The following is a 14132-nucleotide window of genomic DNA, read 5'->3' as shown; positions in this document are numbered from 1 at the left end:
GTGGTCAAACCGCTCAGGTTCAATACGTCGTATAAAGCAGCTTGGCGTATGCGCAAAAAAAGAGGACTCGGCCCCCCACTAACTACGCCGGATGCGGCGGCCCCCGGTGCGGCTTGTGTGAGCGGGAAGTGCAGCAAACTTCTCGGCACCATTTGGTGCCGCGGGAAGAGGGCGGCCGCTATGGCCCCACCGTGGAGCTATGCCAGCCCTGCCATAGCACCGTGCATCTGCTACTGGATAATAAGATGCTGGCCCAGCGCTATAACACGGTAGAGCGCCTGCGGGCAGCCGAAGAATTACAGAAATACCTGTACTGGGTGCGGCGCAGCCGGGTGGAGCGAATCAGCAACCGCAGGGCCCGGCGCTAGGCCGGCTGAGGCGTGTACCTTTGCTCGGCCCACCGAGCGTATTTCGCATGTTTTCACCTAAGTATTTCGTGCCCTTCCGGCAACTGCGGCAGCAGCCTACCATTGTAGTAGATAGTACCGGTCTGGGAGCGGTGCTCACGCTGGCCCATTGGCGCGGGGCCGCCACCCCCGAGCTGTTGCGGGATGATACCAGTGCCGGCTCGGTACTACGGGCTTTGCACCAGCCTGCCACACCGGGGCTGGAAGCCGGAGCCGTAACGGCCAACCACTTTGATATTGATGGGTTTGTGGGCGTATGGGCATTGCTGCATCCGGAGCTAGCCCTGCGCCACGAGCACCTACTACGGTTAGTAACCACGCTCGGCGACTTTCGGGAAATCAACTGGCAGGACCCCTTAGCCAACCACGCCCTGCAGCTGGTTTGCTGGCTGAATGCCGAGGAAAAGGCGCGCTTTTATGAACCCTTTGGGGCCCCGGCCCGGCGTCGGCGCGAGGATGAAGCCTCGGCCGAGAAGTTCGCCTGGTTTCTGCCCCGGTTCGCGGAGGTACTGGAAAATCCAGAAGTTGGCCGCGCGGCCTGGGAGCCGGAGTACACCCGGGTACTACAAGGTGTAGCAAGTATGCAGAGCCCGGCCACCACATTGCGGCGTTACCCAGAAACTGGGTTGACGGTGGTCCGCACGCCGGAGCCGCTGCCGTATTATGCCCTGTTTGGGGCTACTGCGGGTACGGATATGGTGCTGAGCCTGTATGATGGGCAGCGCTACGAGTTCGAGTACAAGTACACCACCTGGGTTGATTTGGAAAGCCGCCCCACACTGCCCCGCCTGCCCCTGGATGCCCTCACGGCCCGCCTGAATCAACTGGAAACTACCCCGCGCCGCTGGACCTTCGACGGCATTACCGATACCGGGCCGCTGCTGCGGCTGGGTGGTAAAAGCCTCACCAAAGTGCAGCGCTACGCCGACCCCGACCAGCGACCCATCTATACTTCCTCCATCACAGCGGAGCAGCTGGAACAGGAAGTAGTAGCGTTTTTTCGGGCAGGCTACGCAGGCATTGAGCCAAAACGCTACTGGACCTGGACCGAAATCCGGGAGGCGGGCCAGGCGGAAGTACGTTGAACCACTTGAACTGCCATTTCGAGCAAAGCGAGGAATCCGGGTTGGTTTAAGAACAAAACCCAGATTCCTCGCTTTGCTCGAAATGACAATGTAGGAGCAGCGTTTACACCTCCTGCCCAAATCCTAGCACCTGCAAAGAGCTGATGCCTCCGGCGCCTTTTTTTACGCTGATTTGCGTGCTGATACGCTCTTTCAGGCCCTCGACGTGGGAGATAATGCCGATGGTTTTGCCGGTGCCCTGCAGCAGCTCCAGGGCCGAGAGAGCCACGTCCAGGGTGTCGGGGTCGAGGGTGCCGAAGCCTTCGTCGATAAACAGCGTGTCAATCTGGGTGCGGCGGCCGGCCAGCTCTGAGAGGCCCAGGGCCAAGGCCAAGCTCACCAGAAAACTCTCCCCACCCGACAACGAATTCATGGTGCGCACGGCCCCGGCCTGGTACTCGTCCTGAATCAATAAGTCGAGGTGTTGCTCCGTGTTGCGCAGGATGCGGTATCGGTCGGTGAAGCGGTGCAGGTGGCGGTTGGCTAGGTCTACCAACCGGGCCAGGGTGAGGCCCTGGGCAAACTCGCTGAACTTCTTGCCATCGGCCGAGCCGATGACTTCGGCCAGCTGCCGCCAGCGGCGGGCTTCCTGTTGCTGTTTTTCCAGTTGAGCGGCCAGAGCGGCGTGGCGCTGCTGGCCGGCCTGGTGGGCATTCAGGCGCTCCTGTCGCTGCCCAACCTGCTGGTGCAGGCCGGCCAACTGCTCGCCAGCGGCTGCCAGATAGTGACTTACTGCTTCCAAGGGCTCGGTGGTGAGGCGGCGGTTCTCCTCAGTGGTTAGCTGCTGCGTGGTTTCCTCAGCGGTTTGACTGGCGGCGTGCACAGCCTGCTCGTAGCGCTGTAATTCGGCTTGCACGGTGGTAGCCTCGGCGTGGGGCAACAGTAGTGCCGGCAGAGTAGCCGGGTCAGAGCTGAGGCCGGCGGCAGTGAGAGCCTGAACGAGGGCTGCACGGCGCTCCTGCAGCTCCCGTTGCTGCTGGCTTACGGCCTGCTCGCGCTGCTGAAGCTTATCCGCCGCTACGGATAAGGCAGTGCGGTGCTGTTGTAGCTGCTGGTCGAGGCGCTGGCGGTGCTGGTCGGCGTGGAGCAGGGCGGTTTCCAGCTGCTGCCGGGCTTGGGCCACATCGGCATCGGGGAGCAACTCCTGGCGGCGCTGTTGCAGCTGCTGCAATTCGGCGTGACTGGCCTGCAACTCGGCTTTGCGCTTGTCCAGCCACTGCTGCAGTTCCTGGCGGCGTTGCTGAGCAGCGTTGGCGCGCTCCTGGGTTAGCTCCAGTTCCCGTTCCAGCTTTTCAGCTTCCTGCAGCTTCTGGCGGTAGGTAGCGCTGGCCTGCTCCAGGCGGCGCACCAGTTCCGGCCCGTTCTCACCCGAAAATTCCAGCCCGAAGGTTTTGAGCAGGCTGCTGATGATTTCCTTAATTTTGGGAGCCTGCTCCTGGGCATCCTGCAGGCGGAGGGTAAGCTGCTGCAGTTCCGTTTGGAGCTGCTGTTGCTGTTGGCGGGCGTTGTGCTGGTCGGCCTCGGCTTTGGTTTGGGCCAGGCGCGCTTCCTGCTGCTGCTGCTCCAGGGTGCGCAGCTCCTGCACCAACCCGCGCACAATGGCGGGCACCGTGGTTTCCTCTTCCTCCGAGAGCCAGCGCAGCACGGTGCTTTCCGGCGCAGCGGGCAGCGTATCAGTTTCCAGCAACCCGCTGATGCTCACCAGCCGGTTGATGCGGCCTTTCAGCGTTACTATCTGCTGGGTTAGCGCCTGTTCCCGCTCCCGGTCGCGCTGCACCGAGTCCTCGCTCACCCCCAGCACGCCCGCGGCATAGGGGTGCTCCAGGGCCCCGCACAACGGGCACGGCTCCCCGGCCTGCAGCTGCTGGCGGGCTTCTTCGTGGGTCAGAATCAGCTGGTGGGCGTGCATGAGGCGGCGCAAGTCCTGCAGGCTGGTTTCCAGGGTTGTTTCCTCGCGGTGCAGGCGGGCTACGTGGTGGCTGAGCTGGTGGCGCCAGTCGAGGCGGGTAGCGGAGGCGGTGGTTTGCTGCTCGGTGGCAGTAGCCAGCTGGGTTTGGGCCGTGCGCAGTAGCTCGGAGCTAGCCTGCTCGGTAGCGGTGGCCGCGGCCAGCTGCTGCTGGCGCATCTGCAGGTTGCGGCTCAACTCGGTTAGCTCCGTCCGGTTGTACTGCCAGTCCTGGAGGTAGCCGCTCAGGGGCGGCAGGGCTTCCGCCACGGTACTGAGCACCGTGCGCGGCAGCAGCCACTCGCGCAGCTCCCGGGCCTGCTGGCGCTGCAGCTTGCTTTGCTGGTCGGCGGTGGTGGCTTCCTGGTTTTGCTGCTTCCAGAGCTGATTTTGCTCCTGGTATTCCTGTTTACCCTGCTCCAGCTGCTGCTGCTTTTCCCGGAGTTGGTGGTCCAGCAGTTCGGCTTCCCGGAGGCGGGGCTCCTGGATGCGCAGGGTGGCCGCAGCCTGCTCGTGCGCCTGCGTGGCGGCCGTGCTGGCCGTTTCGGCGGCGGCAGTAGCCTGTTGCAGTTGGGGCAGCTGGCTTTGAAGCGTAGCCGTTTCCTGCTGCAGCGTACTCAACTGCCGCTCTGTCTGGAGCAGCAGGGCATGGTCGGTGGCGAAGGGCGCAGCCTGCTGGTGCAGGGCCAGCCGCTGGCGCAGGGGGGCCAGGGTTTCGGCCTGGGCAGTGAGTTCCTGCTGCCGCTGCTGAGTGGTGCGCAGCTTCTCGCGCAGCTCCTGCAGGCGCAGGTGCCACTGCCGGGCCTCGCGCCATTGTTCCTGCGTGGCAGTAGCTTTGGCGAGTTGAGCGTTGAGGTTCTGCAGCTCGGTTTGCAAGTGTGCTACTTCCTCCGGCGACAATAACGTGACGCCCTCCAGGCCCTGGCGAAGCTGCTCCACCAGCAGGTTTTCCTGCTTGGCCCGCTCAAACGCGGCCCGGGAAATATCGGAGTACTTGCGGGTATCGGTAATCTTTTCCAGCAGCTGAGCCCGTTCCCCGGCCGGGGCTTTCAGAAACCGGGTGAAGTCGCCCTGGGCCAGCAGCACGCTGCGCAGGAATTGCTTGTATTCCAGGCCGCTCAGCTCGGCAATGCGCGGCGGTACTTTCGATTTGTAGGTTTCCAGAAACGGCCAGGTTTCGGTGCCGTCCTCGGCCGTTTTCCGCTCGCTCAGCTCCATTTTAGGGTCCTGGAGCTTGCCGCCGGGCTGTTTGCGGGCCCGGTACTGGCCCCACTTGCTGCGGTACTGCTGCCCATTCACCTCAAACTCCACCTCAGCCCAACTCTCCCCGGTGCCGTGACTCATCACGTGCTCGGGGCCGCTGCTCTCGTGCCGGGGCACCTGCCCGTAGAGGGCCAGGGTAATGGCATCCAGAATGGTGGTTTTGCCTGCGCCGGTGGGGCCGGTTATGGCAAACAGGCCGGCATCGGAGAGGGGAGTCTGGCTGAAATCAACGGCATGCTCCCCGCGCAGGGAATTGAGGTTAAAAAAACGGACGCGAAGAATTTTCATGCGGAAACCAGGGCACCAAAGCGGAAACAACAACCCGCCCCAACTTCAAAAACCGGCGCGGCGGTATCTACAAAGATAACCACGCCCCGGCTCATTTGCGTGGAAATAGCCGCCCAGTTTGGTAGCAAGGGTAGGAGGAAGTTCCCGTTCTTTGTGCGCCCTATGGAAGCTGGCTCGCCGGCTCCTGGTAGTATCTCTGTTACAAACTCAATTCCAGCAAAAGGTCTTTTGCGAATCTCCTCGCTGTATGCCCCTGTATGTACGCGCGAAACTTCTGTTTCTAATCCTATTACTGGTATCCGTAGCTGCTTCGGCACAAACCCCGGAACACGTAGTAGTGTCCGGTACCAAAATCAGCCTGATTCCGCCCGCCGGTTTCACGGCGGCCAGCAGCTTCAGCGGCTTTGAACAGCCCGATGCCGCCGCCTCCATTATGATATCCGATATACCAGGGCCCATAAAGCAAATGAAGGCGGCCATGACGCCGGCCGCGCTGGCCACTCGGGGTATGAAGCTGTTGCGCACGGAACCGGTAACTCTCAACGGCGCGCCGGCTACTATCCTGCACGTTACCCAGTCAGCCAACGGGCTGGCGTATCGTAAGCAGATGCTCCTGTTCGGGGATGCCACCCATACCGTACTGGTGGTGGGTACCTACCCCGATGGCGGCAAAACGGTGGAAGCCAGCATCCGGCGGGCCCTGCTAACGGCCCACTACAACCCGCGCCTGTCTGACAATACACCGGCGGCGGAGTTTGAAGTAGACGTGGCCGGCACCGGGCTGCGGTTTGCCAAAAACCTGGCAGGTAGCCTGCTCTATACCACCGATGGGCAGCCGACCCCTAAGGGCCCCGATAAAGCCGTGATAATCGTAGCGGGTTCTCTGAACCCTGTTGAGGTGGGCCCAAGCGAGCAACAGGCCTTTAGCATCCAGCATTTGCAGCAGTTGCCCGAGGGCAAGCACAACCGGGTCCGGACCATCTCGCCCGTCACCATTGACGGCCTGAGCGGATACGAAATAGTAGCCGATGGGCAAAACGACAAACAGGTGCCGGAGCTGATGTATCAACTCACGCTGTTTGATGGCTCGACCAACAAATACTACGCGGTAGTAGGCATAACGGAAACCCAGTTTGATACCCGTCTGGCCAGCTTTAAAGCCATTGCGCGGACGTTTAAGCGTAAGAAAAAGTAAGCAGCTTCAGTCCCTTTGCAGATAGGTTGCTCGGGGTAACTTTTCTAAGCTAGCGCCGCGCATACCGTTGCCGGAAAAAACGGCCGCCGCGGCCGTACTACTCTTGTCTGCTCACCGGTATCTACTGTAAGGGGCTGCCACACCAGCTACCGGCTCACCAGTTCAAATACTTCCCCGTCGGTTAGCTCGTAGCGAATCAGTCCGTCCTGCTTGTCCCAAAAAAATGCCTGTAACTGCCCGCCGCCGTAGATGGTGGCATTCTGGCCCTGGCGGAAAACGTAGGCGGCCGGGTAGGTTTTGCCGGTGGTGCTGAGGGTACAAGCCTGTTGCTGTAGCTTGGACGTAACCTGGCCCTCCTTAGAAGCAGTCCGGCATTCCAGGCCGGCCACGCTGAACTCCAGATCGGCCGGACGGTCGGGAGTGTTTTTGCGCAGATTCACCGCAAATTCCCGGTTTTTCTCATTGTACACGGTGCTGGGCCGCAGCACAATCTGAGAGAAAATAGGCTGGTAGCGGCCCGATTCCATCCAGTTACAATCGGTGTTGGTGTGCCACTCCTGGGGCTTCAGGACCGTGGCCGTATTGGTGTGGCCCCGGTTGCTGCGGAAGGTAATCTGCTGGCCCTCGGTGTAGGAACCCAGCCAGGCGCGTTCCTCGGGCAGCAGGGCCACCGGTTGGCAGGTGATACAGCCGGTGAGCAGCGCAGTAAGAGAGGCAAACAGCTTTTTCATGTGCGGTGCTGGTTGGTGGGGCCCTCTCGTATACGTGCTACTGCCACAGACGGGCTTCTATCAATTAGGTTAGCTTGCACATGAGCACTAATTAGCTTTGTTTTTCTCCGCCTTGTCTGCTACGACAGATTCCAAGCCTACACCTACACCTACACATCCTGATATGTAAGTATGACACACGCCCTATTAGTCCTTCACGTGTTAGCGTCCATACCTCAAGCTGATCGAAGACTTGTAGGAACGTATTACTCTGTTGGGAATAGATTTGAGAAACATTCGAGAATTACTCTTAAATCAGAAGGCGTCTTTATCTATTCGGCCGGAGTAAGTGGTTGTCAGGTCGAAATTGTAGGTCGGTGGCGAATAGAAGGGAATAAGTTGTACCTGGTTAATAACAAAGAGTTCCAGAATAGTTTGATCGATACTAGTCGTTTGCGTCCTGTTTATCCCGATATGAGTTTGACGGTGTGGCGGATTAGTAAAAACTCAGTCAGACCTGTACGACCAGTTAATAGTGGCTGTATGTTGGATAGGAGAAAATATGTCAGAATCAGATAATAATATGTACAATGAGATGAAGCCAAACCCTACCAACTTCAACGCCACCTTTTAAAACTAATGAAACTCCTGCCGCTGGCCGCGCTGCTCCTACTGCTCACCGAAGCTTGCGCGCCGGTGCGCCCCGCCATAACCGTTGCCAGTACGGCCCAGCCGCCCGCGTCGCCGGAGCTGTACCGCACCATTGCCCGGCAGGACAGCCTGATGTTCGTGGCCTTCAACCAGCACGATGTAGCCAAGCTGCAAACGTTCTTCGCCGAAGACCTGGAGTTCTACCACGACAAAGGCGGCCTGGCCAACTTCCAGCAAACCATGCAGGGCTTCCAGCGCTTATTCGACCAGAACAAAACCACCGGCCTCAACCGCCAACTCGTGCCCGGCACCCTGGAGGTGTACCCCATCAGCGACTACGGGGCCGTTGAAACCTACCAGCACCGCTTCTGCCACGTAGAAAACGGCCGCGACGACTGCGGCACCTTTAAGAACATGATGGTGTGGCGCCTACGCGACGGGCGGTGGCAGGTGACGCGGGTGGTGAGTTATGGGCATTGAAGTAGTAGAATATCTTAAACTGTCTGACAAATCCTCTTTTATGGACACTCGGTTAGAAGAAATTACGGCTGTATTTAATAAAGCATTTGATAAAATTGGTCAAGCACCACTTATAGGAAATACGGAATTTGTTGTTGATAACCAATCAGTATCATCCTACTTTATGCGGGTTTACTCTGTGCCAAAACCAAATAGAGTAGAAGTAAGCTTTGAACTTACTTCCAGCGGTGCTACCTTCTGGATTGATAAAACGCGGGAGATGCCAGATGTGAGCTATGATATGATTAAAGAAAATGCAGGTCGTTTTGAAGAGCTTATTGAAATGATTTTTACTAGCGTAATCCATGCTGAGTATAAAGGCCAAAGAACAATACTGTCTTTTATTCATAGCATCGACAGCATTATGATTGGTCAGTTCAAGTTTCAATCAGGTCTGTTGCCTAGCTGTTTCAGCTCCAAAACGGCGAAGATTTACGAGCCATATTTTGAAGTGTAGATTTGGGCTTCTGCTAGGTTGCTTCTGTATAAAGCCCATGCCTTCATTCTTTCAAGGCAGCGTCGGTAAAGAGCGTTGCTTGTAAGCAATGAGTGTAACACGTATGTCAAAATATACTGTTCACCAGAAGGAGTTTGCGAATAATCTCCGGAAAGTAGTAGAGCGTATAGCTGACGCTCAAATATCTTATGAGCGAGTTAAATTTATTGTAAAACCTGAGCAAGAGCCAGGTAAGCACTGCAATTCATTTGATGATTTAATGCGCTTGACGGTTTTTCGAAATAAGGATTTCGAAAATCGAATATTTAGTAGTGATGAGGTAATAGAATTATTTACCGGGGCAAATGACCGGTTTCCGCTATGGATACACGTAAGATTGCGGGAGGATGGGATAATTGAACTGCTGGTCAGTATGCGTTTCCGAAAGTTTCGGGAGTTGCTGTATCAGGAAATGGGGCATCCACCTTTCAAAGTGATTGAGTAGCATTTTATCAGCGGCTTATTTCTGTTTCCTACCTTACCAGCTTCAACGCCACCTCCTGAAGCTGATGCCCCGCCTTTCCTTCCTTGCCGCTCTGCTGCTGGCAGCCGTTCCCACCTTCGCCCAGAAAGCCAAAACCACCGAAAACCTGGTGCAGTATGCCAAGCCGCTGGTGGGCACGGCTCGGATGGGGCACACCTACCCGGGGGCTACGGTGCCCTTCGGTATGGTGCAGCTCTCGCCCGATACCGACACCATCGGCTACGAGCTGAACGGGAAGTACAACCCCCGCGTGTACGAGTACTGCGCCGGCTACCAGTACGCCGATAAAACCATCGTGGGCTTCTCGCACACCCACTTCAGCGGCACCGGCCACTCCGATTTGGGCGACTTTCTGGTGATGCCCACCACCGGTCCGCTCCAGCTTAACCCCGGCACCGCCGACCAACCCGAGCGGGGTTTCCGCTCCCGCTTCTCGCACCAAAACGAGGTGGCCGAGCCCGCCTACTACCGCGTCAAACTCGACGACCACAACATTCTGGCCGAGCTGACGGCCTCCAACCGGGTGGGCATGCACCAGTACACGTTTCCGCAGTCGGAGCAGGCGCATATTATCCTCGACCTCACGGCCGGCATCTACAACTACCCCGATAAAAACGTGTGGACGTTTGTGCGGGTGGAAAACGACACGCTGGTAACCGGCTACCGCCAAACCAACGGCTGGGCCCGCACCCGCACCCAGTACTTCGCCATGTCGTTCTCGAAGCCCTTCGTGAGCTACGGCAGCCGCAACCTCTCCAAGAAACAGGTGTACCGGGGCTTCTGGGGCCGCTTCGACCAAAGCAAGAACTTCCCCGAGCTGGCCGGCGAGCAGCTGCGCCTGTTCTTCGATTTCAAGACCATGGCGGGGGAGAAGGTGAAGGTGAAAATGGCCTTGTCGGGGGTGAGCACCGAGGGGGCGCTGCGCAACATGCGAGCCGAAATTCCGGGCTGGGATTTTGAGGCGGTGAAGCGGGCCGGGCAGGCGCAGTGGCAGCAGGAGCTAGGCAAAGTGGTAATTGAGTCGCCGAAGCGGGCCGACAAGGAGAACTTCTACACGGCCATGTACCACGCCGCCCTCAGCCCCACCACCTACATGGACGTGGACGGGCAGTACCGGGGCCTCGACCAGAACATTCACCGGGCCGAGGGCTTCACCAACTACACCACCTTCTCGCTCTGGGACACCTACCGCGCCCTGCACCCGCTCTACAACCTGTTGCAGCCCCGGCGCAACGCCGATATGGTGCAGAGCATGCTGGCCCACTACGACCAGAGCACCCTGCACATGCTGCCCATCTGGAGCCACTACGCCAACGAAAACTGGTGCATGATTGGCTACCACTCGGTGCCGGTGGTAGTGGATGCCGTGCTGAAAGGCGTGGTGCCCGCCGACCAGGCCCAGCGCGCCCTTGATGCTTGCGTAGCCACCGCCCACCAGCCGCGCTTCGACGGCATCAGCTACTACGAGCAGCTCGGCTACGTGCCCGAGGACAAAAGCGGCTCTTCGGTATCTAAAACCCTGGAATACGCCTACGACGACTGGTGCATTGCCCAACTGGCCAAGAAGCTGGGCAAGTCGGACATCGAAGCCGAGTTCAGCAAGCGCGCCCAGAACTGGCAGAACGTGTACGACAGCCGCATCAACTTCATGCGCCCCCGCCTCGCCGACGGCTCGTTCCGCCCCCGCTTCGACGTGCTGAGCACCCACGACCAGGGCTTCATCGAGGGCAACGCCTGGAACTACAGCCTCTACGTGCCCCAGGACCCCGCCGCCCTCATTGCCAAAATGGGCGGCGAAAAGAAGTTTCTGCCCCACCTGGATTCGTTGTTCACGATGCACCTGCCGGATAAGTTCTTCGCCGAAACCGAGGACATCACCCGCGACGGTATCATCGGCAACTACGTGCACGGCAACGAGCCCGCCCACCACGTGGCCTACCTCTACAACTGGACCAGTCAGCCTTACAAAACCCAGGCCCGCGTCCGGATGATTCTGCCCAAGATGTACCGCCCCACCCCCGACGGCCTCGGCGGCAACGACGACTGCGGGCAGATGTCGGCCTGGTACATCTTCTCGGCCCTAGGCTTCTACCCCGTGGCCCCCGGCTCCCCGGAGTACGCCCTCGGCAGCCCCGCTGTATACGGCGCCACCATTAACTTGGAAAATGGCAATACCTTCCGCATCACCGTCAAAAATCAGAGCGACAAAAACGTCTACGTAAAGGAAGCCCGCCTCAACGGCCAGAAACTCACCCGCCCGTTTCTACAGTATGCCGATGTGGTGAAGGGCGGGGAGTTGGTGTTTACGATGACGGGAAACCACTAATAATTCAAAAGCAGATGGATCTTATTGTATTTACTGTATTCGCAACGCTGGTACTAAGTGTACTTTCGTTTTTTGTTTGGCGCTGGTTAGTAAGTAAGATACCTAATAATAATAGTATTCATAAAAATGCGTTTTCCATTTTTATGGTTATTTGCACTTCTCCTGTAGTGTTTTTTGTTGTTTTGTATTTATGTCTTTTTTCCTCGGTTTATTATTATAAATATGGTTTTGATAGCAGGGGATGGTTGAAAAATCCAGAAAAAAGATATGAAATGACAACTGATATGATAGAAAGTAAAATGTTGATAGGAAAGACGAAGGAGGAAGTTAGTGAGCTATTGGGTGATGAACGACGACTTGAATGGACTAAAGACGGTTTGGATTGTTGGCAATACTACATTGGCGATAAACCAACGCTTGGTGCGGATTTAGATCCTGATGCCATAGATGTGTACTTCAAGAACGGAAAGGTTGTACAGGTATATGAGCATGAAACCTAATTCATCCTTTCCCTCTGACTAGCGTAATATTTAAATATAGAGCAAGATCAAAAATTAGAAAATGGACGAGCCACAAAACGAAACCCAAAACCAACCTTCTGCCACCCCCAAAGTGACAGGCATTGGCGGCATTTTCTTCTTCTCCGGCAACCCGAAGGAAACGCGGGAGTGGTACGCCAAAAACCTAGGATTAGAGGTCAACGACTGGGGCTCGACGTTTGAATCCCGGAGTGTGGACAAACCGGAGGAGGTAAACTCGCTGCAATGGAGCCCGTTCCAAACCGGCAGCGACTATTTCGCGCCTTCCACCAAAGGCTTCATGATTAACTACCGGGTACAGAATATTGAAGGGCTGGTGGCGCAGCTAAAAGCCAACGGCGTAACGGTGCTGGATGATATTGCCAGCTACGACTACGGCAAGTTTGTGCACATTCTGGACGCCGATGGCAACAAGGTGGAGCTGTGGGAACCGGCGTAACAGCCGCTGCTTGATCATCTAAAGTTGCGTAATCGAAGTGCGCCGCCCGGAGTAGTCCGGGCGGCGCTTTTTGCTGGTAAATGGGCAAGGAAAACGTGCCCCATGTTTGCGTATTGCCGGCAGCGGTACGTGTTGGCGGTGGCAGGGCAGGAGTGTACAGGTTTTGGCAGTGCTTGTATCTTTTATAGGGGATATAAGGTATTTGAGGTTACTGTTGAGCTTGGCCGTTGAGCCAGGTAGTTCTTTACCCAACCAACCCTCACATGAACACCTTTTCCGCAACCACTACCAACGCACCGCTGGCGGTATCCGCCACCCCTGTGCTAAAGCGCATTTCCTGGGGGGCGGTAATAGCCGGAGCTCTATTGGCACTGGTTACGCAACTAACGCTGGGCCTGCTGGGTCTGGGCATTGGCCTGAGTTCCGTTGACCCACTGGAGGAGCAAAACCCCATGAGCGGCTTCGGCACCGGGGCCGCCGTTTGGTGGGGCCTGAGCACCTTGGCAGCTCTCTACCTGGGCGGGCTGGTAGCCGGCCGCCTGGCTGGCCTTCCCCGCCGTACCGATGGCATGCTGCACGGCTTGGTAACCTGGGCCCTGGTTACGCTTCTCACGTTTTATATGCTGAGTACTGCCGCGGGCCGCATCATTAGCGGAGCAACGGGCGTAGCGGGCCGGGCTTTGTCGGTAGCGGGCCGGGGCGTGGCTGCCGTAGCTCCCGAAGCCGGCGAGGCCATCAAGGGCGAGCTGAAAGAGCGTGGCATCGATGTATCGGACCTGAAGCGGGAAGCCCGCCTGCTGCTTCGCCAGACCGGTAAGGAGGAACTGCAGCCCGAAAACCTGGAGCGGGAAGCCCGCGCCGCCGGCCGCGACGCCAAGGCTGAAGCCAAGCAAAGCGCCGCCACCCCCCAGGAAGCCGACGATAACCTGGACGATGTAATTGACCGCCTGACCAGCAAGGCCGAAAACATCGGCAACGCCGCCGACCGGGACGCCGCCGTGAACGTGGTAATGCGCCGCACCGGCAAGAGCCGCGCCGAGTCGGAGCAGATTGTGGACAACTGGATTACCACGGCCAAGCAGGCCCAAGTGAAATTCCAGGAAGCCAAGCAGCAAGCCGAAGTAAAAGCCCGCGAAGCCGGTGACAAAGCCGCCGCTGGCCTGTCGAAAGCTGCCATTTTCGCCTTCTTTGGGTTGGTGCTGGGCGCTGCTGCCGCCGCCTTCGGTGGCCGCCAGTCTACCCCGAAAGACGCAGTAGTGCCGGCCGCTACGTACTAGCCTACCTGAATACGTCGGCAGTATTACTGCCTGAACCGCAAACCGGGCCAACCAGTACACTCTGGTTGACCCGGTTTGCGGTTCAGGCATTTAGATGCTTCACTCTGTTATTGTACTCCTGTAGCCGACAAGCTGGACGTCTACGATATCGGGAACAATAAAAAGCCCCGCGCCTGAGGTAGGCGTGGGGCTTTCGTATATAAGGCGCGGTTGCTTACTCGTTACCGGTGAAGCTGGGAGTGCTGATGCTCCGGTTCCTGTTACGGTTGTAGAGGTAAGCGGCACCAGCGGCCAGTAAAGCGCCGCCCACTAGTTTGCGGTTAAAGCCCCCCTTGGGGCGTACAGTATCGGTGGAGGTGCGCTGGCCGCCCCAGCCTTTAAACAGACCAGAGAGTAAGCCGCCCATCGTACCGCTTGGGCTATCAGAACCAAAGATGCTCATGATTGACAAAGTAAATGGTGGAGCTTC

13 protein-coding genes are annotated in these 14132 nt (G+C 57.9%); 10 read left to right on the top strand and 3 right to left on the bottom strand.

Features of this window, described 5'->3' with window-relative positions; all coding sequences use genetic code 11:
- The first annotated feature begins 128 nt into the window (after positions 1–128).
- Together LF252_RS11050 and LF252_RS11045 are read left to right on the top strand one after the other, a co-directional pair.
- Positions 129–368: an HNH endonuclease gene (locus LF252_RS11050; RefSeq protein ID WP_226269641.1), complete on the top strand. Its 240-nt coding sequence runs from the start codon at positions 129–131 to the stop codon at positions 366–368.
- 47 nt (positions 369–415) lie between these two features.
- On the top strand, positions 416–1492 hold the full coding sequence (locus LF252_RS11045) for a DUF6687 family protein (protein WP_226269640.1): 1077 nt from the start codon (positions 416–418) through the stop codon (positions 1490–1492).
- A 103-nt stretch (positions 1493–1595) separates the two neighbouring features.
- Here LF252_RS11045 and LF252_RS11040 read toward each other — a convergent pair whose 3' ends face one another.
- Positions 1596–5027 carry an SbcC/MukB-like Walker B domain-containing protein gene (locus LF252_RS11040; protein WP_226269639.1) on the bottom strand — a complete coding sequence of 1144 codons (3432 nt, stop codon included), beginning with the start codon at positions 5025–5027 and terminating at the stop codon, positions 1596–1598.
- Positions 5028–5274: 247 nt separating this feature from the next.
- On the opposite strand from LF252_RS11040, the gene LF252_RS11035 reads away from it, so the two are divergent.
- Positions 5275–6222 (top strand): hypothetical protein, encoded by a 948-nt coding sequence (locus LF252_RS11035; RefSeq protein ID WP_226269638.1) that lies wholly within the window; start codon positions 5275–5277, stop codon positions 6220–6222.
- A gap of 146 nt (positions 6223–6368) precedes the next feature.
- Here LF252_RS11035 and LF252_RS11030 read toward each other — a convergent pair whose 3' ends face one another.
- Positions 6369–6953, bottom strand: coding sequence for a hypothetical protein (locus tag LF252_RS11030; RefSeq protein WP_226269637.1), 585 nt, complete (start codon positions 6951–6953; stop codon positions 6369–6371).
- A gap of 618 nt (positions 6954–7571) precedes the next feature.
- Between LF252_RS11030 and LF252_RS11025 the strand changes: the two genes are divergently transcribed.
- From LF252_RS11025 to LF252_RS10995, 7 genes are all read left to right on the top strand, one after another.
- On the top strand, positions 7572–8063 hold the full coding sequence (locus LF252_RS11025) for a nuclear transport factor 2 family protein (protein ID WP_226269636.1): 492 nt from the start codon (positions 7572–7574) through the stop codon (positions 8061–8063).
- A gap of 40 nt (positions 8064–8103) precedes the next feature.
- On the top strand, positions 8104–8559 hold the full coding sequence (locus LF252_RS11020; RefSeq protein ID WP_226269635.1) for a hypothetical protein: 456 nt from the start codon (positions 8104–8106) through the stop codon (positions 8557–8559).
- A 103-nt stretch (positions 8560–8662) separates the two neighbouring features.
- Positions 8663–9043, top strand: a complete 381-nt coding sequence (locus tag LF252_RS11015) for a hypothetical protein (protein WP_226269634.1) — start codon at positions 8663–8665, stop codon at positions 9041–9043.
- 64 nt (positions 9044–9107) lie between these two features.
- The gene (locus tag LF252_RS11010; protein WP_226269633.1) at positions 9108–11408 is read left to right on the top strand and encodes a GH92 family glycosyl hydrolase; all 2301 of its coding nucleotides are present in this window, start codon (positions 9108–9110) and stop codon (positions 11406–11408) included.
- Between the two features lie 14 nt (positions 11409–11422).
- Positions 11423–11908, top strand: coding sequence for a hypothetical protein (locus LF252_RS11005; RefSeq protein ID WP_226269632.1), 486 nt, complete (start codon positions 11423–11425; stop codon positions 11906–11908).
- A 61-nt stretch (positions 11909–11969) separates the two neighbouring features.
- Positions 11970–12386 carry a VOC family protein gene (locus LF252_RS11000; RefSeq protein WP_226269631.1) on the top strand — a complete coding sequence of 139 codons (417 nt, stop codon included), beginning with the start codon at positions 11970–11972 and terminating at the stop codon, positions 12384–12386.
- Positions 12387–12649: 263 nt separating this feature from the next.
- Complete coding sequence (locus LF252_RS10995) at positions 12650–13663, top strand: hypothetical protein (protein ID WP_226269630.1); 1014 nt, start codon at positions 12650–12652, stop codon at positions 13661–13663.
- Between the two features lie 214 nt (positions 13664–13877).
- Here LF252_RS10995 and LF252_RS10990 read toward each other — a convergent pair whose 3' ends face one another.
- Complete coding sequence (locus tag LF252_RS10990; protein ID WP_226269629.1) at positions 13878–14105, bottom strand: hypothetical protein; 228 nt, start codon at positions 14103–14105, stop codon at positions 13878–13880.
- Positions 14106–14132: the final 27 nt, after the last annotated feature.

Source organism: Hymenobacter pini, from assembly GCF_020421205.1.
In the GTDB taxonomy this organism is placed as follows: domain Bacteria; phylum Bacteroidota; class Bacteroidia; order Cytophagales; family Hymenobacteraceae; genus Hymenobacter; species Hymenobacter pini.
Note: the sequence above shows the minus strand (reverse complement) of the source record. Positions and strands in the feature narration are given on the sequence as shown.